The organism is Flagellimonas aequoris, assembly GCF_003584165.1.
GTDB lineage: Bacteria > Bacteroidota > Bacteroidia > Flavobacteriales > Flavobacteriaceae > Flagellimonas > Flagellimonas aequoris.
In genome coordinates this window covers 1-23,302 of record NZ_QXFJ01000008.1, presented here as the reverse complement: position 1 = coordinate 23,302, position 23,302 = coordinate 1, and the positions used below count along the sequence as shown (strand labels likewise).

Genomic DNA, 23,302 nt, shown 5'->3' with positions numbered 1-23,302 from the left:
TAAAATGGCACTAGAAATAACAGATGCAAGTTTTGACGAAGTGGTTTTGAAAAGTGACAAACCTGTTCTTGTCGATTTTTGGGCAGCTTGGTGCGGTCCATGTAGAATGGTAGGCCCGATCATTGAGGAAGTAAGTCAAGAATACGAGGGCAAAGCGGTTGTTGGTAAGGTGGATGTGGATTCACACCAACAGTTTGCGGCCAAGTACGGCGTTCGTAACATTCCTACTGTTCTTGTTTTCAAGGATGGTGAAGTGATCAACCGTCAGGTTGGGGTTTCCCCTAAGAAAGTCTACACAGACGCTATTGACGCGGCATTGTAAAAGTGCCCACGATCATATTTTAAAAAAGGTTTGGCATTGGCCAAGCCTTTTTTATTTTATCTTGTCGCAACAATCTGGGTATGGACGTACGATCGGAATTACATAAGGCACAGCTCTTCAACCATCTGGAACTTTTGGCCAACCAGATTGTGGAGGGATTCATCAGTGGTATCCATAAAAGTCCTTTCCATGGTTTTTCTGCCGAGTTTGCGGAGCACAAAATTTACAATTCGGGCGAAAGCACCAAACACATCGACTGGAAACTTTATGCCAAAACAGACCGACTATACACCAAACGGTATGAGGACGAGACCAACCTGAGGTGCCACATGATCTTGGACAATTCGGCTTCCATGTATTATCCGGAAGTAAAGAATCTTTCCCTGGACAACCTCAACAAAATTGGATATGGGGTGTTGTCCATTGCGGCCTTGATGCAAATCCTTAAAAAGCAACGGGATGCGGTGGGTCTGAGCATCTATTCCGACACCTATGATTTTTATGCTTCGGAAAAGAACAGCGAAAGGCATTTTCAGATGTTGTATTCCAAGTTGAACGAGGTGGCAGCCACTAAAAGTGCCTCGCAATCCACAAAGACCTACACCTTTTTACACCAGATTGCCGAGAAAATCCACAGAAGGAGCATGATCTTCCTTTTTACGGACATGTTCCAAACCGAGACCGAAGAGGAAAAACTGTTTGAGGCCCTGCGTCATTTGAAATACAATAAACATGCTGTGGCCCTGTTCCATTTGATGGACCATGAGCATGAAATCAATTTTGATTTTGGTAATGCACCCAAACGTTTTGTAGATGTGGAAACTGGCCAACAAATCGACCTTTATGCCGAATCCATCCAAAAAACCTACTCTGAAAAAGTATTACAATATCAGCAGGAATTGAAGCTGAAATGTGCCCAGTACAAGATCAAATATGTAGAGGTGGATGTACGGGGCGATTTTTCACAAGTATTGAATTCGTTCATGATCGAAAGGCAAAAATTTGTTTGATTACATTTTTAAAAAAATGTTTTGTCGAATCCGAAATGAGAATGTATATTTGCACTCGCTTTAAAAAAGCAATCTGAACAAGATTTGAATCTGACTGTTGTCGGAGTCTTTAAAAGATAAAATCATTGGTCTGGTAGTTCAGTTGGTTAGAATACCTGCCTGTCACGCAGGGGGTCGCGGGTTCGAGTCCCGTCCAGACCGCAAAAGCCTCATTTTATGAGGCTTTTTTGTTTTATAACATTCTGTTTTTCAGGTATTTATAAAATAAAATGTTAAACAAAAGTTAATTAGCGTGCTGCGTTCGTGCTGCATTTTTGATTCTTTTTTACTTCTTTGCAGCATTTTACAATACTTTTCATTCCGAAAAATTACTCCTTAAAAAGTAGGATAAAATAATCTTGCCATTAAAATGCATTTGCAACAAACTACATTTTTCGCGGTGTTTGGAACCACTTTTTTTCTCCAGTGAGCCGATTAGAAGTGTTATTCGGCTCAAATTATCAAGATTTAGTTGTCAAATGACCCAATGTAATATTTCTTGAACCAACATCTTTCAATTGCAATTGTTTCAAAATACCAATTTAAATTTCACCTCCAACTCCTTTAAACTTCTCAACAAAAGATGAGATCTTTTGAAAGACACTTTGTTTTTTAGTAAGGTATTGAGGATTTAAAGGGCTCATTTTAGGTAATAATGAATTAAGTTCCGTGCCATTTTCACTAGCATATTCCCTTTTTAATGATGCTGTCATATAACGCTTCGCTTCTTCTTCATTTAAATTCTCATCTGCAATCAATTCTGAAGCCTCCGCTTTTTGTTTGCCTTGTGCATAAGCAAAGAAAGCATCGATGATTGTGGCCTTTTCCTTTATTTCATCCAAATCTGTTTCATTGATGAAATCGACTACCAAACTTTCTTTTGCCCTGTTACCCACACTAGCACGGATTATGCGTCTTATTTCTTCTACTAATTCTGCTTTGTTTTTGGTTTTCTTATTATGCTCAAAAATCAATTCCAGAATGTAGTCCAGGTTTATTTCTTGCGACTTTAATAAATCGACTTCAAACACCACTTCATCCCAATCAATATCAGATTCTTCTGCTTCCTTTCCTTTTCGTTCTCGTCGCAACCAATCACGAATATCATTATACGTTGAACGATAATCTTGAATGGTTCGCTCTGCCGGCAATTCAATTTGCTTCATTACCTCAATATCTTCATCTGAAACAAAATAGGTTTCTTTGAATGCTTCCACAGCTTCCGAATCATTTATATCAATATCCTGAAACGCTTTAAGGTTGGTAAACTCATCGTAATTCTGGAGTATATTTTCTACCCGTAAATATTCACCAAAAAGTTTAGAGAATTCCTTTTTGTCCTTCTCTGTTTCAATAGTTTCCGGGTCAGGGAACTTTTCTCTTAGTTCCTTAACCACTTCAATATAACCACGACGTGCATTGCCCGTTGCAATATCTGTAAACCCTTCTAAGTATTCCCTGTAACTCTTCTCCAGCACCACATTTCTTGTACTGCTATCCCCAAAAAGGGTAATGGCATCAATAGTGGCCTGTTCTAAATCCCTAAAGGTTACAATATTTCCAAAGGTTTTTGTGGCATCGTAAATGCGATTGGTACGCGAAAAGGCTTGCATTAAGCCATGATAACGCAAGTTTTTGTCAACAAATAAGGTATTTAGCGTTGGTGCATCAAAGCCTGTTAAAAACATCCCTACTACAATGAGCAAGTCTATTTCTTTATTCTTCACCCGTTTTGCCAGGTCTCTATAATAATTTTGGAACTCTTTGCTTTCAACTCCATAACTTGTTTTGAACATCCTGTTATAATCGTTGATAGCCTGAGTTAAAAACTCTTTGGCACTTATTTCCATTGCCGTTGGTTCAAAGGTCTCGTCAACAATTTCACCAATAGCGTTTTGTTCTTCATTGGCAGCAAAAGAAAATATGGTGGCTGTCCTTAATGGCTTATCATAATCTTGTTGTAGGGTATTTAATTCTTCGTAATAACATTTTGCTGCATCTACACTACTAACGGCAAACATGGCATTAAAACCGCTGTTACCGCCCTTAGTTCTATGCGTTTTTTGTCTGTAATGCTTTAAGATGTATTGTGAAATTTCTTTGATTCGCACAGGATGCAGTAAGGCTTTTTTGTTTTCTGCTGCACTTAGTTTAGTTAAATCCTGTTCTGTTTCTATGCCTTTAAACCGTGGACGGACATCGTTATAATCTACTTTAAACTTTAATACCTTTTCGTCTCTAATGGCATCCGTGATGACATAGGAATGTAGTTCACGACCAAACACACTAGCCGTAGTTTCTGAACCTAACGCATTTTCGGGAAAAATTGGTGTTCCTGTAAACCCAAACTGATAATATTTTTTAAACCTCTTTTTCAGGTTATGTTGTGTACCTATGGTTCTACCATCTTTTTTACTACTAAATTGACTTCGATGTGCTTCATCAAAAATAAAAACGACCTGCTTTTGGTAGATATCCAAATCGTTCTCACTTTTCATAAGATTATTCAATTTTTGAATAGTGGTAACAATAATCTTATTGTCTTTTTTCTCTATATTTCGTTTTAAACCTGCCGTACTATCAGAACCATTTACACTATCCGGTGAGAAGCGTTGGTATTCTTTCATGGTTTGAAAGTCCAAATCTTTACGGTCTACCACAAAGAACACCTTGTCGATAAAATCCAGCTGCGTTGCTAATCTTGCTGCCTTAAAGCTGGTAAGGGTTTTACCCGACCCTGTAGTATGCCAAATGTACCCACCACTCTCTGCTGTTGACCAATTTTTAGCATTAAAGGAGCTTTCAATTTTCCATAGCATCCGCTCTGTAGCTGCGATTTGATAAGGCCTCATGATAAGAAGGGTATCGCTTATATCAAATACAGAATAGTTGAGAAGCACATTCAACAGGGTACGTTTTTCAAAAAACGTAATGGTAAAGTCCTTTAAGTCCTTTATCAAAGCATTATCAGCTTTGGCCCAGTTCATGGTGAAATCGAAACTATTTTTATCACGTTGTACTGTGTTAGCAAAATAACGACTGTCTGTACCATTAGATATGACGAACAGCTGTAAATATTTAAACAGTGAATTTTCGGCATTGAAACTTTCTTTAGTGTAGCGATGTACCTGATTAAAGGCTTCACGAATAGCTACCCCTCGTTTTTTTAGTTCTACTTGTACCAGGGGCAAACCATTAACCAAAATGGTAACATCGTAACGGTTGGCATGCGTACCCTTTTGTTCAAACTGTGAAATGACCTGAACTTTATTACGGGCAATGTTTTTCTTATCTACTATGTAGATATTTTGAATATGCCCATCATCAAACACAAAATCATAGATATAATTATCGTGTATCTTTCTTGATTTATCGGTAAGGCTATCACTTGGTCTATCCAAATACTCTACCACAAAACGCTGCCATTCCTTATCTGTGAATTGCATGTTGTTAAGTTCCTGCAATTGCACACGCACATTAGCCAACATACGTTCTTGATTGTTGATATGAGCCACAAATTCATAGCCTTGGTGTTGCAAATCCTGAACCAGTTCTCTTTCTAAATCTGCCTCTGTTTGATAAGATAGAGGAGTCTCATTTACTTCTGAGAATTTTTTATAGCTATCTAAAACAATAAAGTTGTTGGATTCTGCTATGGTTTTGTAATTCATGGTGGTCGGTGGTTAGTTTTAAGCTTTCGGAAAAGTTAACAATTGTTCGCGGTAGTACTCGTATTGTTTTTGCCTTAGCTCTATTTCTTTGGGTAAACCTTCGGAAATAGAAGTGGTAAGAGTATCAAATTTATCCAAGATGGCAACAATGCGTTCTTGTTCTTCTATTGGAGGTACTGGAATTTGCAGTGATTTTATTATACCTGAATTTATATCTCCTCTTGCTCCTTGTCCTGAATTCTTTAATTTTTCATAATTCAAACTAACCCAATAAAACACATATTTATATAAAGCCTGTTTTGGATTAATTTCCAAACAACAACAGTGTTGGTTAGTAGTTAAGGGTATTTTGTTAATACCTGAACGACCTGCGGTTGCTCCCGAAATAGCAATAATGACACAATTTTCTGGAATCCATTTTGCCCCAGTTTCAGCCAATGCAGTTTCAGTTATCTTTATTTCTGTTGAATAAATATCAATAAACTTTACTTCTTGTGTCCTTAACCACGGTATAGTTCCATTTTCATAATATCTAGGATTACCCGCCTTAGGAGTAGAGCCAGAATATGACTTTATGCACACTTCCCCCAACGTTTTCCATTCCACCTCATTTTCATCATACCCCAACAATTGCTCACGGTAATACGTATACTGTTTTTTACGTGCTGTAAGCTCTGCTGTAAGCTCTGCTGTAAGCTCTGTAAAAGTGTCGAGAATGTCAACTATTTTTTGTTGGATTTCTATTGTTGGGATAGGAATTTGAAGGGATTTCCAATTTGGTTGGGTCAATCCAAATCGAGTTATTCCTTGAGCTTTTAAACGAATTTGTTTTCTAACATTAGTTGAACTAAATAGATAATTTAAAAAAGCAGGGAATAAAACATTTTTATTATTAACCCTTAATCTCATTATATGGTAACTATACACTGCATTATTAAAATCCTCGATTGCCATCGCAGAAAAGCCAATTTCATCTATGAGTTCTGATGAGGGAGTGATAAAAACATCTCCTTCTTTTATGTTACAATCTGTGATTTTTCTTTCACTTGCGGTTACAACCATAGTTGGCGTTGCATTTGATATGTATTGATTTTTGAAAACATCAACAAAGTTCAACAACCTTACTTCCGCTTCATTTACGTTGATTTTCTTGTCTACTCCAATATTTGCAATTTCTACTTCATCCCCTAAAGTTTTCCATTCCACATCAGCACCTCGCAATAATGTATCTATATAACTCATCCCTCAATCTCTTTTACAATAGCATCAATTTCTGAACGAAGGTTCTCTATTTTTATCACAGTTTTAGCGACCTCATCATTTAACACCTCTATATCTATTTTCTCACGGGTATCTTTAGGTTCTACATAACTACTTACAGATAGGTTATAATCATTTTCGGCAATCTTAATATTGTCAAAAGTTGTAGCCACATGAGCAACCTCTTCTTTGCTATCAAACATGCTCATCACCTTTTCAATGTGGGTATCTGTCATCACATTATTGTTGGTTTCTTTCTTAAAGAAATCTTCCCCACTGGCATTGATAAACTGCGTTTTGGTATCGGTTTTATGTTTTGAGAGCACTAAAATATTTACCGCTATGGATGTACCAAAAAATAGGTTAGGTGCTAAAGAGATAACGGTTTCTACGAAGTTGTTATCTACCAAATATTTTCTAATTTTTTGTTCTGCACCACCACGGTAAAAAATACCTGGGAAACACACCAAAGCCGCTCTACCTTTACTTGAAAGATAGCTCAATGCATGTAATACAAATGCAAAGTCTGCTTTTGACTTAGGCGCCAATACTCCTGCAGGCGCAAATCGGTCGTCATTGATTAGGGTTGGATCATCACTACCAATCCATTTTACAGAATACGGCGGATTGGACACAATGGCATCAAACGGTTTTTCATCACCCAATTCTGGATGCCGTAACGTATCGCCATGTACAATATGAAACTTATCGTAGTTGATGTTATGCAGAAACATGTTCATACGTGCCAAGTTATAGGTAGTATGGTTAATTTCCTGCCCATAAAAACCTTCCTGAATAATATGGCTGTCAAAATGTTTTTTGGCCTGTAACAGTAAAGAACCAGATCCCGCCGCAGGATCATAAATCTTGTTCACAGTTGTTTGCCCATGCATTGCCAATTGTGCAATGAGTTTGGACACATTTTGAGGGGTAAAGAACTCTCCGCCAGACTTACCTGCATTGGCAGCATAATTGGAGATTAGAAACTCATAGGCATCACCAAACAGGTCTATTTGATTGTCTTCAAAATTACCAAACTTTAAGCCTTGGACACCCTTTAAAACGGCAGCCAAACGACTGTTTTTATTTTCAACTGTATTTCCCAGACGGTTACTCGTGGTATCAAAATCTGCAAACAGGCCTTTGATGTCGTCTTCTGAAGGAAATCCAATAGCTGAACTTTCTATGGCAGAAAATATAGCCGCTAAATCGGTGTTCAAATTTGGATTATTACTTGCGTTTTTAACCACATTTACAAATAGTTGGCTTGGATAAATAAAGTATCCCTTTGTTTTTATGGCATCTTCTTTTATTTCTGAAGTTATAACGTCATCGGATAAGTTCGGGTACTTTACACTATCATCGCCACCCTCAATATAATTGGTGAAATTTTCACTTATGAAACGGTAGAACAGTGTCCCTAATACGAATTGTTTAAAATCCCATCCATCTACAGAACCACGTACATCGTTGGCTATTTTCCATATTTGATTTTGCAATTCTGCTCTTTGTGCTATGCTTGTCATTTTATGTTGATTTCATTTTGGTCATTATATCATTTTTAAGCCGATCAAAAGCGGCTATATGTATTTCCATGGTGCATGTTCTTGCCACTCCACTATGTAGGGTCTTGGTATCATATATCGCTATTTAGGGCTAAGTTCACATCAACTTTCCATCTGTTATCCACTGCACCCGGTTTAATTTTATCCGATGTATTCAACAGGACAGGGTAAAACCCATACCTTTCCAAATATGCGATAAGTAGATCAGCCAAATCACTCTTTGGGCTTATGAAATCAATCAAAAAACCCAATCGTTGTAAAACACTTTTATTCGGATACCATTGCAGTAAGGAATCCATTTCACTTGGTTCAACTTCTTCTAAAAGCTCCTCGATATTCGCCAACATTCTGTTTATTCCTCCCAGCTTTCTTTGGTGGTATATTAAATCCACAATGGTGAGTAATGGGTCTGAAACATTAAAATATCCAGCATCCGATGTTTTTTGGACAATGTTAGCCTGGGGCCAATTAGAGGCAAGAAAAAAGTTTATGGCTATATTCTTTTTATGAATATCCAACATTCTTGTACCCTGTGTGATGATGTATTCAGCCTGTACTTGTTGGTGGGCCGCTCCATGTATTTGTGCTGCTGAGTATAAACCAATGTAATAGAGCTTATCCAAATGTTCAAATAATTTATTGATATAAAGCTCCAATGGCAAAACCCCCAACTTTGAATATCTTGGTGGTATGATAAGGTAGAATCCTTTTCTTAAAGAGAGGATCTCCCCTTTCTCGGATAAATAGGCCAAATCCGTTGCAATAGCATTTGCGTCCTTCCCTGAATAAGCCATGTATTCATCACGGGAGAAGGAATATTCTTCCAATGACAATCTACTTTTGATAAAATCAGTGAGAAGCATTTAGTAAATTTAGAAGAATATTAGTAATTATTGCTATTGTTCTCCTTTTTTTACTAAAATTTAATCAAACTGTTTTGACTTTATTTTACCATAATTTGTTTTACTTCGGAAAGTAACCTTTGTAATTCCACAAGTTGTCCCGTCAATTTTTCGGGTTGGTTCTGCCCTAAATGAACTTTGATGGCCAACTGGTTAATATTGTTACCTATCCTGCTCAGCTCAACGAAAATTTTTCTTTCATAAGGAGAGACCTTATATCTAGGCAAAGGTTTTCCAGTAATTTTTTTTCGGATATAATCAGCGATTGAAAGCCCGCAAGATTCTGCATTATGAGCTACAATGAGATAATTATCCACTGTAGTTCTAAAACTGATATGAATTGCTTTAAGCTCTCTAATTTCTTTTTTTGGCCGTGCCATAATTTTAGGAATTGAGGAGTATCTTCAACAAGCTTGCGAACAAAGTGAGCAGTTTTTGTATACAAAAACACAACTTGCTTCGTGACCTCCGATTAATAAAATCCATTTTTTATTTTGACTTTGGATCATCAATCTGTTTTTAAGAAGAAATACCCCTTAACCGATCGATAAGCTCGTCGATGTCATTGGGATGAAATAGAACACGTCCGCCAATAGGTATCTTTTTGAGCAATCCCTTTTCCATCCATGAATAAATGGTCGGCCTGGTCACTTTAAATTTCTTGACCAAATCGGCAATCGTCAACATTTCATTTTCAGTTTGATTTTGATTATCCTTATCCTCCAGTTTTGGAGCTAGATTGTTTTTGAGAGATTCTACAGGAACGTACTCCTTTAATCCATCGTCGTCCATGATAAATATGCGCTTCATATTACTGGTATTTGTTGATTTACTTTATTGAACAAACCTAGCAACATTGAACAGCATTTAATCCATTTGCCGTACATCGGTTCGTGTATGGCAAATCAAGAAGCATTCAAAATAAATTTGCAAAGGAATTGAGGTTAAATCCAAAATAGTGATGGTAAGCCTCCTGAGGCTTACCATCACTATTCGATTCTTATGAGGGTGTTGCCAAAAACGATGTTTTTGGCAACTACCGTGGAGATATGGGTAGGGAGAAAAAAAATAAGTTTACGCTGACACTCAGACAAACCCTGATTTTGGTCTTTTTCTCCCTTTCCACAAATATTTTACAGAAATTTCAAGCAATACAAATATTTATATGAATGTATGATCATACAAATGTATATATCTGTCTCGTCCTGAAAAAAGTTGTCACTCAAAGTGATTTAAATGGTAAATGAACCATATTCAAGGCTAGCCTTGAAGATAACAAAACCATCACTTATCTTTAGACAAAGTTCAGTCCACTTATAATTGAAGATTTACAATTCGGCCAATCCTAAACAGAATTATTAATACATGAAGATAGCCTACAACCCAAGATACACAAAAAAGCACCTTTCAATAAGAGTTCCTTGGCATGATAATGCTTGGAATGGCACAATATGTAAAAATGCTAAGAACAATGATGCTTGCCTGGCATTAAAAAATTGTGCCGAAAATAGGAGTGATGAAATTGAAAAAGATTTATCTGGGCAAAAGATTTGTGACATAAGAGATGAAAATAAGCTACCACCCTGCATATCTGAAAGTGCAATGTTTATGGCTGATTTTAATTTTACAAAACAGATTAGACATCCTTATGCCAAAGGATACAATAATTATTATAAACATTTGCTGCCGACTCCCATAGTTTTCCCTAAGTATAGTGCACCCGCTATTCCTTTTAGATGGGGAATGCCCGAGAATGCAGAAGTATTCGCTGAGCAGTATGATCTAGATTATGATTCCCACCGAGAACCTTACCATAAAACCAAAGATGAATCATTGCAATTTACAACAAGTTGGGTACAGGATCTTAAAAATCAGAAGGCTGTTTTTGATTGCTTTTTTGAACATATAAACCCCAATGAATCTTTAAGTTTTTTTTATGCAAAGGAAGTTCCATTTGTTGAAGAAAATAATCGGGTTTTAATTGGTTTGGGGGAAATTGTATCCATAATTCAATCAAAAGCTTTCGACACATCAGAAGATACTGGTTTTATATCAATGCCCTGGGAACATATGGTCAACCATGGCATAAGACCTGATTTTAAAAATGGTTTTATTTTCCCTTACCATGAAGCACTTGAATATCAAAAAGAATATCCCGATTTTGATCCGAAAAGTATTGCAGTAATAATTCCAAATGAATTCAGGTCTGAGTTTTCCTATAAAACAGAGCATGTCTCACATGATTTCGCTATTTATATATTACGAGAATCGATTAAAAAAATAGAGCTTGCCAAAAAATTAGAAATTGGTAATAATTGGGATAATATTTTAGAATGGCTGAGCAAAAAGCTTGCAGCCATTAAAGAACTAAGGGGTGATTATCCTGGACTTGGTGTTGCCCTTACAACAATGGGAATAGAAAGAGGTCATTTTTTGGCCCAGCATATTTTGAATGAAATAGAAAAAGGCCAATGTCCTTGGCAATATCTTGATAAGATATTGGGTGATTTAGAGTTGCTCCCAAAAAAATTGAAAGAAAGTATTTCTATTGAAAATGTAGAAATCTGGAATCTTTTCAAGAAACAACAAACCCGTTTGTCTCTTTTACAATTAATAAGCAGATTTAACCTCAGTGAAAATCAAGCCAAAACCATATTCAATTTAGAACAGAGGAAGAAAAGCTACAAGTATGTTATAGACGAGGAGTTAGTCAAGAATCCATATTTGTTTTATGAAATATCAATTCATTCAATTGAACCAATTAATTATTCAATAATTGATGCTGGTCTAATGCTAAATCGGAATAAGGAACTCAAACCATATGACACTAAACAATTCTCACCATTAAGCAAAGAAAGAATCAAAGCTCTTTCAATTATGGAATTGGAGCGTCAAGCTAACAACGGCCATACATTGTTTCCTGAAGAAGAAATCATTAAAAACATTGGAAACCTACCAATAGAACCTGAATGTGACTTAAATGCGGATTATTTTAATTTAGCATCCGAAATATTTGATGAAAGCATTGTTACCCATTCTACTTCAGACAATAAAAAGGCATATCAATTATCTCGATTTAATGAAACTTCAGAATTAATAAACACTGTAATTAATAAAAGACTAAAAGCCAATAAACACAATTTACAAGAGAATTGGGAAGAATTTCTAGGCGATATAGAATTTAAAACTACGGATGCCGATAAGCGTGCTAAAGAAGAAAAAATAAAGGCCTTGGAGGCAATGGCAAATTCTAGGTTTTCTGTCTTAATAGGTCAGGCTGGCTCTGGTAAAACCACACTTTTGTCAGCATTGGCTTCAATTCCAAAAATCAAACAAGGTAATGTCCTTTTTCTCGCTCCAACTGGAAAAGCTAGGGTGAGAATGGAAGAAAAGGCAAAAAAACACGGTGTAACCGCAAAAACTATTGCTAGTTTTCTATTCAGATCTGGTCGTTTTAGAGGTTCTACACAAACTTTCCATCTTAATGATTCCGATAAAGAATCAGGGTACAAAACAGTTATTATTGATGAGTGTTCCATGCTAACAGAGGAAATGCTGGCTGCTACATTACAACATTTAAAACGAGTTGAAAGGTTAATCTTAGTGGGAGATTATCGGCAATTACCCCCAATTGGTGCGGGAAGACCTTTTTTTGATATTATCACATATATAAAACCCAACAATGTCGATGGAATATTTCCCAAGATTAGCAATTCATATATTGAATTAACAGCTTCTGCAAGACAAGAGGAAAAGGATAACAAAAAAAGGCTCGACACTGATTTCGCAAATTTATTTGGAGGTAATGTTCAAGAAAATAATGCAGACAGTGTTTTTGAGAAAGTGATTAGTGGTAGTAATGATAATATTAAAATATATAATTGGAGCAACGAATCTGATTTTGAAGATTTGTTAATTACAGTTTTAAATGAGGAGTTATCTATATCGGATGAATTGTCGTTCAACAAATCAATTGGTGCTAATGATAAGGGCTTTTTTAATTTTAATCTAGACGGTCATAAATCAGTTGACAAAATAGAGGACTGGCAACTACTTAGTCCGGTAAGGGCTAAAGTTTTTGGAACAAAACAACTAAATCGTGGACTTCATAAAAGATTTAAACAAGATGCTCTTCACTGGGCGTATAATGGAAAAAAGACCCCAAAACCTTTAGGTTTAGAGGAAATAATATATGGAGACAAAGTAATAAATCTGCAGAACCACTCAAGAAGTAAAGGCACATACCCAAATGATGGAATTAACTATATAGCAAATGGGGAGATTGGAGTAACTGTTGGTCGTACAAATTGGAAGAATACAAAGTGGAAAGGAAAGCAGCCTTATCAACTCGAAACAGTGTTTTCCTCCCAAAAAGAATATAAATATCAATTTACAGCAAAAGACTTTGATGATGAGAATGGTAGTTATCTAGAATTGGCATATGCATTAACCATTCATAAAGCACAAGGCAGTCAATTCAAAACTGTTATTTTAGCGATTCCAGAACCTTGTATTTTACTTTCCCGTGAGCTTTTGTATACAGCATTAACGAGGCAAGTAAATAAAGTAATTCTACTATATCAAGGCAATCCTCAGATGCTTTTCAACTATACTAATGATTTTCATTCTGCTAATTTACAACGAATTACGAATCTGTTTTATAAACCTAACATAACAAAATATAAAGATGTTTTGTTTGAAAAGAATCTAATTCACTGCGCTTCAGACGGTAAATTTTTACGTTCAAAATCAGAAGTTATTATATATGAATTGCTTTTGAAAAATGGTTTAGAACCTGAATATGAGTATAGATTGGAAATTGATGGTCATGTAAAACGCCCCGATTTCTTTATTATTGATGATGACAGTGGTGTGGAATATTACTGGGAACATCTTGGAATGTTACATGACGTTGATTATGCTCGAAAGTGGGAGGAAAAACTACGCTGGTATAAATCAAATGACATTTTACCCGTTGAAAATGGAGGAGGTGACAACGGAACCTTGATAATTACCAAAGACGATTCTAAAGGAGGAATATCAGCAAAAGAAATCGCTAAAATAATTGAAGAAAATTTTGGATATCGAATAGGAGACAGTACTCTTTCCGAAATTAAAGAGTTAACAGATATCGTCTTTGAATTAAGAAATACGGTGGAATCATATTTTTCACAACTCAGTGCTCAATTTAAAGATATAAGGGAATCCTCTATAGAAAGTGAAGAAAGAATTAAAGGGATTTATCAGATTTTAGATAAGAATTCGAGCTCTAACAATCTTCAGGAGTATTATAAGGAAGTCAAAAATAGTTTTAATAAATATGATGTTTTAGAAGATAACTCAAAAATGTTCCTTGCATCTGCATTCTTTCTCAAAGAAAAATTTGACAATAATAACATTGAAGATTACTCACCTTTTATCCTACAATTTTCTCGTGCTATTGAAAGTGAATTACTAAATAAGTTATTCATTTCATTTTATGTTAGATTAAATAATATACTTCAGACGGAGCCTGACTTTTTAGAACAAGAGTTTAGCGATAATAAGACTAAAACCTTTGCTAAATCCCTTGCGAAGAAAACTGATAAATTTACTTTGGGATCCATGGTTTTCACACTTGGTTTTATAGTTGATTCAGATGGTAAAACAATTTCAAATTCTAATCTCTTACAAGAATTTAGAAAACATATTATTAATAATACTAATGAGTATTTTTTAAATACAAGTTTTTTAAAAGAATTAAGGTTGTTAACTGATGACTACAGGAATAAGGCCGCTCATATAAGTCGAATTAACAAAAAAGAGAGTGATCTATTTTTAAGTCTAGGCAAGAAGGTTCTAGAACGTATATTGATGGGATTAAACATGGCTAATCAACTTTAAAATGTTAGCTCGAAACCAACCAATATTTGCATTTGAAGAACCCAAAAATCTACTTTCATAAATACTTATAAATCGATAAATGGCAAGATTTAATATTGGAGACTCGGTAATATATGTAAATTCAAACGAAAAGGGAATAGTGACAGAAGTGTCCCCCCCAGCTAGAGGACGCCAATTATATCGTGTCAGTATACATAATGAGATAAAAAACTGCTTAGAAAGCAACTTAATTCCAGATACTGATTTGTCAGACCCCTTCCAGCGTTTACGAAAAGGTATATTTGGTTCATTTCTTGACTTTTCAAGAATTAATACAAGTTTTAAAATACATAATACCAGTAATAATACAATTTCCTCCTTAAAAGCTTCCAACACAATTTTTAAAGCATATCAATTTAAACCTCTTTTAAAGTTTTTGAATTCAGAAAATCATAGAATTCTTGTTGCTGATGAAGTTGGACTAGGTAAAACAATTGAAGCAGGTCATATTATGCTTGAATTAATGGCAAGACGTGAGCTGAAAAATGCATTGATTGTTTGCCCAAAATCGTTACAGGAAAAATGGCAAATGGAACTAAGGGAAAAATTTAATTTTAGTTTTAAAATATATGATTCTTCGAAAGATTTAATATCAGATATTAAGGAACGAAGCGGAGCAATAAAAGCAATTGTCAATTATGAAAAAATTCGTCTGCCCAGGGAGATTGAATCTAAGAAACATACAAAAAGTCAAAACCTATTTGAGGTAATAGATGAAAAGAATTTAAAATTCGACTTCATTCTATGTGATGAGGCGCACCGTTTACGAAATCATACAACGCAGACCTTTAGAGGTGCAAAAAAAATAATGGAAACGGCAAATGCTGTGGTTTTTTTGACGGCAACACCAATAATGATTAGTGAACAAAATCTATTTAATCTTCTTCAGCTATTAGATGAACATAAATATACAGAATATTCAACTTTTCAGAATGAAATAGTGGTGAACGCCCCTTTTGTAAAAGCATTGACTCAGCTAAATAGTCAAGTTTTATTCAGTACGATTTTAAAAGATTTGGAAGATTCCGAGGTATCTCTTTACTATAGCTCAGGCGAGGAATATCGTGTTGAATGGAGAAAACGTTCATGTATAAAGGACTTATTCGATGGTATCCCTTTATACCAAAAGATTGTATCCGATCTAAAAACAAAAGATGATTCACCTGAAACGAGGGTGCAGTTGCAATTTGACATTTCAGATATGAGTGAGCTGAATAAAATCTTTTCACGCACAAGAAAAAAAGAGGTGACACAAGACTGGTCTCAAGCTGTTAGGGAGCCCCATACATTAATTGTTGAATTGTTTCCTGAAGAACGTATAGAATTCGATGCAATTATTGAAAATTACATTGATGAAAAGACTTATATGGACGAGTATGGTAATGAAAGAATGACACAGGGTGGTGCATTGGGGCTGGTTCAAAAAAAACGTCAAGTTGCAAGTAGTGTATATGGATACCTAAATAAAGTTGAGGATTTAGATAATAACTTAGACAACTATGGATCTTTAAGGGATGCTAAGTTTGAGGAATTATTAAAAATAATAAAACAGGTTGTTTACAAGGAGAATAAAAAATTAATCGTTTTTGCGATTTTTAAGAAAACACTAAAATATTTAAATATAAGACTGAAATCAGAAGGTATTCAATCTGCCATTATTCATGGTGGGATTGATGAAAGGACATCTGAGATTGAGAAATTTAAATTCGATGATAATGTTCAGGTTCTTTTATCATCGGAAGTGGGGAGTGAAGGTTTGGATATGCAATTTTGTGATGCGTTGGTTAACTATGATTTACCGTGGAACCCTATGGTTGTTGAGCAAAGAATAGGTCGAATAGATCGATTTGGTCAGAAAGCTTCGATTGTTAACATTTATAATTTGGTTGTAAAGGACTCCATACAGGAAGATATCTATACTAGATTGTTGGATAGGATTGGAATTTTCAGGGGTTGTATTGGAGATTTAGAAGCAATACTGGATAAGGATTTGGATAGAAGTGAAAATATTGGTGTAAGAAATATCCGTGAATGGTTTAAGTCTTTGGAAAAGGAACTTTATTGTACTGAAATATCAAAGGAACATAGAAAAGAAAAAATAGATGCCATTGAACGAGCCATTATCACTGAACAGAAAAATCTTGAATCAATAAGTGAAGGACTAACAGATACGTTGACAAATGACATTTATTTTAAAAATGAGATTGAGAACATTCAAAATAACCATCGCTACGTAACTGAAGAAGAATTAGTTAATTATGTTAAAATACTGATTCGCTCAAAACTAACCACTTGTCAATTGGAAATATTAGATGAGGCAGAGCTAACATATAATTTAATTTTACCAAAAAGCTCACCAAGAGTATTAATAAACTTTTTAAATGAGTTTCAACCACAGGATTCAGAATCCATCATTTCTTTTAAACGTTTTATTAATTCAATTAGAGAGAGGAATTCACTTAAAATTACATTTTCACAAGATGTAGGTTATAGTAATAGTAATATTATTCGGATAAATGCCTATCATCCAATCATTATTGCAGCATTGCAATTTTTTGAATCACAAGATTTAAAAGCGGATAATACATTTCAATTTGCACTAGACAAAGAGGTTCTTAAAAATAATATTGAAAAAGGGGATTATTATCTAGCGATTTATTCCACAACAACAATAAAAAAATGGTATAACCGAGAGCAAAAAACAGAACTCTTATTGCCAATATTATATGATGTACACAAAGGGAAAGTAATTAATGACAAGAATATTTCAGAACAATTCTTGGGTGAATCGCAATTATATGCCACAGCAAATTCGAGTGGGCTAAAAATTCCAGATGATTTAATTTCTGAATTGGAATACATTTTTGCAGAGGAAATTGAATTCATGGAGTCCAAAAATTTACAGGAACAAAAAATGAGATTGGAAACCCATAAAAAAATGCAGATTCAACGGAAATCAGAATTCTACGATAACAAAATAAATAGACAAAAAAATATCATTGAAAATTCAGAGTATAGGCTTAAAACAACATTTAATCAAAAGGAAAGGAAAAATATTGAAAGTATTCTGCCTGCTCAAAGAAAGGTCCTGTCTAATTTTGAAGAGGAAAAAGATAATGTTTTACGTGAATTAAATGCTAGTGAAATATTATCAAAATCTCCCCAATTACTTTCCTTGAACCATATAACGGTTTATTAACATGAGTTTTACCGTTGGCCTTGATTTTGGAACACATCAAACTAAAGTATGCATTGAAGATGCAACTAATCCAGCTCAGAAGACTTACGAATTTGTTGAATTTAACAACCCTTTTGGAAATCCAACAGTTCTATTTCCCTCAATAGTTCAAATTAATGAAGATGACACATTAAGCTATGGTTTTGTAAATGATGAAAGTTGTAAATGGTTGCACAATGAAGGAAAAGAAAAGCCAAAGTTTGAACCGTTAAAAGAGCCCATCTTAGAACTCCCCAAAAAACCAGGAACTCCAATTTTTCCAGATAGACCTATAATTCAAGCTAATTCCTGGAGAGAAAAAATTCAAAGATTATTTAGTAAAATCAATCAAAATGTTGCCCCTGAAATTATAGATTGGAAAAAAGAATGCACCAGAATACAAAACAATTTCAATATAGCCAATAATGAATGGAAAAGGGAATGTGGGATTCTTCAAGAACAATACAATGAAAGATTAATCAAATGGAGTAAGCAGAATGAAAAGATAGAAATAGATTATAAAAATGATTTATCGGAATGGAAGGAAAATCTAGTTGAAAAATTTTACTACAGGTATTTCAAACTTGCAGCGTTTTCAAATTCTGTACAATGGAATCACAAAATAGACTCTGACAAAATATCTGTCTGGTTTATCACCTATATTTTGCTGATTTTGCAAGAAAAGCTAGGTGAAAATTTCTTTGTACAGATGGGAATCCCTAGTGGTACAAATCATGACATTTTGAAAAATCAAACAGAAAAGGCTTATGCTCTTCTGATTACAGCATATAAACTAGTTGAGAAATATAAAACTAAAGAGAATTATTTAAAAGAAAAATATACTAACCTATTAAATTTAACAGAATTACAAACACCTTATTCTGAGGATGATATTTATTTCTATGGTTTAAAAGTAATTCCAGAGGCATATGCTGGTTTATCATCCATTACCCAACAAAAAAGATTGGAATATGGAATGAGTTTATTAGTTGATATTGGGGGTGGGACCACTGATGTAGTGTTTTTTACCATTGGTGAAAATCAACCGGATATTCATACGGTTCATTCATTTCCAAAAGGATTGAATTACATTTTTGAGAATTATATAAAGGAAAACCCCCGATTATCAATTCCGGATGTACAGAAAATATTTCTTGAAAAGAAAGGTGATGAATCATTATTCCAAAACACTATTTCACAATACCATGACCAATTACTAGTTAACGTAAAAAACATGGTATCTAAGATTACAAAATCATTCGAGTCTAGAAGGCCTTCCCACCATCTATCATCTTCAAAATTGATGAATGCTCTTGAAAATAGGCCAGTTGTTTATTGCGGCGGTGGAGCAATTTATAGTAGTATGCAAACTACTTTGCTAAATTTTAACGATATAAGACTCGTAAACGGAAATCTACTGAATATTCCTTTTATCAAAAATCAACACATTGATGAAATTCTATACACTATTTTGGCAACATCATATGGTTTATCTATTCCTTTGGAAAATGATATTATTATAACACCGATTGAAAAAGTATTTGATCACATTGAAGCTCCTAAGACAGACAAAGGGGGGCATTATGATTATGACCATGGATTATCTGATTTTTAATGGAACAATTTCAAGCTGGGTACATATTAGAAGGGGTTAAGTCGGACTTAACTAAATTTTCAAAAGATAAAGTTGATGGTTTACTACAAAGTTTATCTGTATTTGACATTGAGACAAACTTATCCTTGCAACATGAAGAGTCCATTCAATATCCATATTGCTCTGTTTTAAATAATATTTTTACAAGAGGAATACCAACAAAACCTAGCACTTTTATTGAGGATTTTTTCACTGAAAAGTATGATGCTCAATCAATAGACAAAAGTCTAAATTCAAAACAGTTAGGCAATATTAACTACAAATCGAACCTTTCAAAAATTGAGATAAATAATCTATATGAAGCACTTCATCTGATTGACCCAAGAATAAAATTTACTCTAAACAACTACAATACCCAATTATTAGGTAGTGGTTTTGAGAAAGAGTTTCTTTTTGATTACATCTCCCAAGAAAAAATGGTTTTTTTACCCCATTTACTTTTACCACAGAGAAATGTAGATAGTATTGTCCCTAAACACTTAGCTTCAAAATTTCCCAAGCAACAGGTTGATTTTGCCGTAGAAGTGCCCTATCTGAACAGTTTTATATATTCCAAATATGGAAATGAAAAAATAGGTTATAGAAAAAATATAGGTTCAGTAATTGAAATTGATGGACAAAAATTTCACACTTCCTTATCCCAAAAATTACTTGATGATTCCAGAGACGAATCAGTTAATCTTTCAAATTGGGAAACGTTAAGAATAAGGGAATTAGAAGAAAACCAACTCATCAAATGGTTCACAAAGGATAATGCTGAATTATCAGATTATATTCAAACCATAGGTAAAAACTACAATAAAACACTTCATGATACAAAATGGTTGGAATATCTTGAAGTTACGCTTGCACCTTTTGCTATTGCACGCCTTCAAAAAATAATAGTTGAATTACTACTATCAGGAAAGCTTAGTTTGGAAAACGAAGAATGGAATTTAACTGTTTTGGAACGAGATATTCCATGTGCAAACCTAGCCTTCAAAGATTTTCAAAATTGGCTATCGAAGTTATTCAGTTTGTCAAGTGACGAAAACATAAGGCATCTTAAAATGCCAAATATAAACTTGTCCGTGATTTCTACAACTGAATTTCGTAATTCAAAACTTCATCAACAGTTTGATAATGTTACTTTTAACAACTTTTCATTTAAGAACAATACTGATTTGGTTATTGATATTTCGGTTTTAATGGAAACGCCGGACATAGTATACCACCCTCGCCGGGTTAAAGTGACCATAGCTGGCCGGACGAAAGTGACCCACCCCCGCCGGGCCAAAGTGACCCACCTTTAGATTAGATCTATCTGTAAAAAGTCTAAGTGCTTTTTTTGTTAAAAAGCACCATGGCGAACAAGCAGATAGACATGCGAAAAACAAAACTGATTTACAAACTGTACACCTCCGGTACGAGCAAGCGTGGGATAAGCCAACAATTGGGCATATCCCGTGTCACGGTCAGGAAGTACATCGAATTCTTCAGGCGGTACCGTTTTACCGCCTACGAAGTGGAGAAGATGACCCTAGAGGAACTCCACAACCTTTTTAAGGACGGGCAAAAGCGCAAGAGCCAACGTTTGCTGACCTTAAGGCAGTACTTTCCCTATTTTGACAAAGAGCTTCGCAAGACCGGGGTGACCAGACAATTGTTATGGGAAGAATATTATGCCAAGCACCCCGATGGCTTCAAGCTCTCACAGTTCAAGTATTGGTACGCCGAATGGCGCAAGGAGACCTCTCCGGTAATGCACATGGAGCACAAGGCCGGCGACAAGCTCTTTATAGACTTCACGGGAAAGAAACTCCATATTGTTGACAGGGACACCGGTGAACTGAAGGAACTGGAGGTGTTCGTGTGTATACTCGGTAGCAGCCAATACACTTATGTAGAGGCCTGTGCAAGCCAAAAACTGGAGGACTTCATCCGCTGCACCGAGAACGCACTATGGTTCTACGGCGGCGTACCAAAGGCCTTGGTGCCGGACAACCTTAAGTCGGCGGTTACCAAGAGCAGCCGTTACGAGCCCAAGGTCAACGAGGTGTTCGCCGACTTTGCCGAACACTACGAAACGGCAGTACTGCCCACACGTACCTATAGGCCAAGGGACAAGGCCATAGTGGAGAACGCCGTGAAGATAATCTACACCAGGGTGTTCGCCCCTTTACGGAACCAGGTCTTCCATAGCATGACCGATATCAACATCGCGATAAGGGAACTGTTGGAAAAACACAACGCAATGTCGTTCAGGGGAAGGGAATATTCCAGGTGTTCGCTTTTTATGGAGATCGAGAAGGACGAACTGATGCCGTTACCGGCGAAACGCTATGAGGTAAAACGCTATGCCCAGGCCACCGTACACAAGAACAGCCATGTTTATTTTGGGAAGGACAAGCATTATTACAGCGTGCCCTACAGGCATATAGGCAAACAGGTCAAGCTGGTCTATACCGACAGTATCGTCGAGATCTACCATAAGCACGAAAGGTTCGCCGTACATACAAGGAACAGGAAGAAATACGGCTATACCACCTTGGCCGACCATATGCCCTCGCACCATCGTTTCATAAGCGAGTGGAGCAGTGAAAAGTTCATCGATTGGGCAAGCGATATCGGCGGACACTGTAAAGGGTACATCATTGCCATCCTGGAGAAGAAGCAACACCCGGAACAATCCTATAAGTCCTGTCTGGGCGTGCTCCACCTTGCCAAAAAGTACGGAAGGGAACGTCTTGACGGTGCCTGTAGGCGTGCCGCGGAATATGGTGCGTACAATTACAATATGGTCGAGCGCATCCTGAAAAAGGGGTGGGACCAGATCGATGAAGGTATCGACGGGGACATGGAAATGCCCGAGCACAACAACATAAGGGGAGGAAAATACTACGAATAGGAACAATACTTAAAAACAGAACATATGAACGAAAAAACAATGCAATCGATGAAAGAAATGAGGCTCTATGGAATGCACAGGGCCTTCACCACAACAATGGAAACCGGCGGTCCGTCCACCGGTTACACCAACGATGAACTGATCGCCTATCTCGTCCAGAGCGAATGGGACGACCGTCACAACCGTAGGATAGAGCGATTGACCAAGTCCGCAAGGTTCAGGTATACGGCCGTCATGGAAGCTATAGACTACCGACCGTCGCGCCAACTGGACAAGAACCTGGTCCGGCGGCTCGGTTCCTGCGGGTTCATCCAAAAAAGGGAGAACATACTTATTACCGGTAGTACCGGCGTGGGCAAAAGTTACCTGGCATCGGCCATCGGCCACCAGGCCTGTTCCATGGGGTCAAAAACGATGTACTTCAATACTGCGAAGCTCTTTACCCTGCTCAAGACATCAAAGGCAGACGGTTCCTATCCAAAACAGATAAACAAACTTGAAAAACAGGACTTGCTCATCTTGGATGACTTCGGCCTTAAACCATTGGACAACATCAATAGGCATGCACTTATGGAGATCATCGAGGACAGGCACGGCAAAAAATCCACTATAATAGCATCACAATTGCCCGTATCAAAGTGGCACGACATTATCGGGGAGAAAACACTGGCCGATGCCATCCTCGACCGTTTGGTGCATACAGCCCACAGAATAGATATAAAAGGAGAATCAATGAGAAGAAAATTGAAAAATAAAAACTAAGTTTAACCCAAGGATAGATCAAATCTGGGCAGTCCATTTGCCATGGTCAGTTTCATCCGGCGAAGGTGGGTCAGTTTACCCGGCTTATCCA

14 protein-coding genes and 1 tRNA gene are annotated in these 23,302 nt (G+C 36.1%); 9 read left to right on the top strand and 6 right to left on the bottom strand.

Going from position 1 to position 23,302, the window contains the following annotated elements; all coding sequences use genetic code 11:
- Positions 1-4 precede the first annotated feature (4 nt).
- The 3 genes from trxA (at position 5) to D2U88_RS01035 (ending at position 1,533) form a co-directional block, all read left to right on the top strand.
- Complete coding sequence (gene trxA / locus D2U88_RS01045; protein ID WP_119638446.1) at positions 5-322, top strand: thioredoxin; 318 nt, start codon at positions 5-7, stop codon at positions 320-322.
- 80 nt (positions 323-402) lie between these two features.
- Positions 403-1,332 carry a DUF58 domain-containing protein gene (locus D2U88_RS01040; protein ID WP_119638445.1) on the top strand — a complete coding sequence of 310 codons (930 nt, stop codon included), beginning with the start codon at positions 403-405 and terminating at the stop codon, positions 1,330-1,332.
- 127 nt (positions 1,333-1,459) lie between these two features.
- A tRNA-Asp gene (locus D2U88_RS01035) sits at positions 1,460-1,533 on the top strand.
- Positions 1,534-1,913: 380 nt separating this feature from the next.
- Here D2U88_RS01035 and D2U88_RS01030 read toward each other — a convergent pair.
- The 6 genes from D2U88_RS01030 to D2U88_RS01005 all read right to left on the bottom strand — a co-directional run bounded on the left by D2U88_RS01030 (position 1,914) and on the right by D2U88_RS01005 (position 9,579).
- Positions 1,914-5,042, bottom strand: coding sequence for a type I restriction endonuclease subunit R (locus D2U88_RS01030; RefSeq protein WP_119638444.1), 3,129 nt, complete (start codon positions 5,040-5,042; stop codon positions 1,914-1,916).
- Between the two features lie 18 nt (positions 5,043-5,060).
- Complete coding sequence (locus tag D2U88_RS01025) at positions 5,061-6,284, bottom strand: restriction endonuclease subunit S (RefSeq protein ID WP_119638443.1); 1,224 nt, start codon at positions 6,282-6,284, stop codon at positions 5,061-5,063.
- Entirely contained in the window at positions 6,281-7,828 is a 1,548-nt protein-coding gene (locus D2U88_RS01020) for a type I restriction-modification system subunit M (protein ID WP_119638442.1), read from the bottom strand. The genes D2U88_RS01025 and D2U88_RS01020 overlap by 4 nt, the downstream gene beginning before the upstream one ends.
- 110 nt (positions 7,829-7,938) lie before the next feature.
- A complete protein-coding gene (locus D2U88_RS01015; protein WP_235855691.1) occupies positions 7,939-8,694 on the bottom strand; it encodes a type IV toxin-antitoxin system AbiEi family antitoxin domain-containing protein in 756 nt (251 codons plus the stop codon).
- 116 nt (positions 8,695-8,810) lie between these two features.
- The gene (locus D2U88_RS01010; protein WP_119638440.1) at positions 8,811-9,149 is read right to left on the bottom strand and encodes a plasmid mobilization protein; all 339 of its coding nucleotides are present in this window, start codon (positions 9,147-9,149) and stop codon (positions 8,811-8,813) included.
- 139 nt (positions 9,150-9,288) lie between these two features.
- Positions 9,289-9,579, bottom strand: a complete 291-nt coding sequence (locus D2U88_RS01005; protein WP_119638439.1) for a helix-turn-helix domain-containing protein — start codon at positions 9,577-9,579, stop codon at positions 9,289-9,291.
- A gap of 555 nt (positions 9,580-10,134) precedes the next feature.
- Between D2U88_RS01005 and D2U88_RS01000 the strand changes: the two genes are divergently transcribed.
- The 6 genes from D2U88_RS01000 (at position 10,135) to istB (ending at position 23,211) form a co-directional block, all read left to right on the top strand.
- Positions 10,135-14,652, top strand: coding sequence for an ATP-dependent DNA helicase (locus D2U88_RS01000; protein ID WP_119638438.1), 4,518 nt, complete (start codon positions 10,135-10,137; stop codon positions 14,650-14,652).
- A 79-nt stretch (positions 14,653-14,731) separates the two neighbouring features.
- Complete coding sequence (locus D2U88_RS00995; RefSeq protein WP_119638437.1) at positions 14,732-17,890, top strand: DEAD/DEAH box helicase; 3,159 nt, start codon at positions 14,732-14,734, stop codon at positions 17,888-17,890.
- 1 nt (position 17,891) lies between these two features.
- Positions 17,892-19,523 (top strand): acetate and sugar kinases/Hsc70/actin family protein, encoded by a 1,632-nt coding sequence (locus tag D2U88_RS00990; protein ID WP_119638436.1) that lies wholly within the window; start codon positions 17,892-17,894, stop codon positions 19,521-19,523.
- Positions 19,523-20,854, top strand: coding sequence for a hypothetical protein (locus tag D2U88_RS00985; RefSeq protein ID WP_119638435.1), 1,332 nt, complete (start codon positions 19,523-19,525; stop codon positions 20,852-20,854). Before D2U88_RS00990 ends, D2U88_RS00985 begins: the two co-directional genes overlap by 1 nt.
- A 50-nt stretch (positions 20,855-20,904) precedes the next feature.
- Complete coding sequence (gene istA, locus D2U88_RS00980) at positions 20,905-22,449, top strand: IS21 family transposase (RefSeq protein WP_119638271.1); 1,545 nt, start codon at positions 20,905-20,907, stop codon at positions 22,447-22,449.
- 24 nt (positions 22,450-22,473) lie between these two features.
- Positions 22,474-23,211, top strand: a complete 738-nt coding sequence (istB, locus tag D2U88_RS00975; RefSeq protein WP_116186018.1) for an IS21-like element helper ATPase IstB — start codon at positions 22,474-22,476, stop codon at positions 23,209-23,211.
- Positions 23,212-23,302 lie beyond the last annotated feature (91 nt).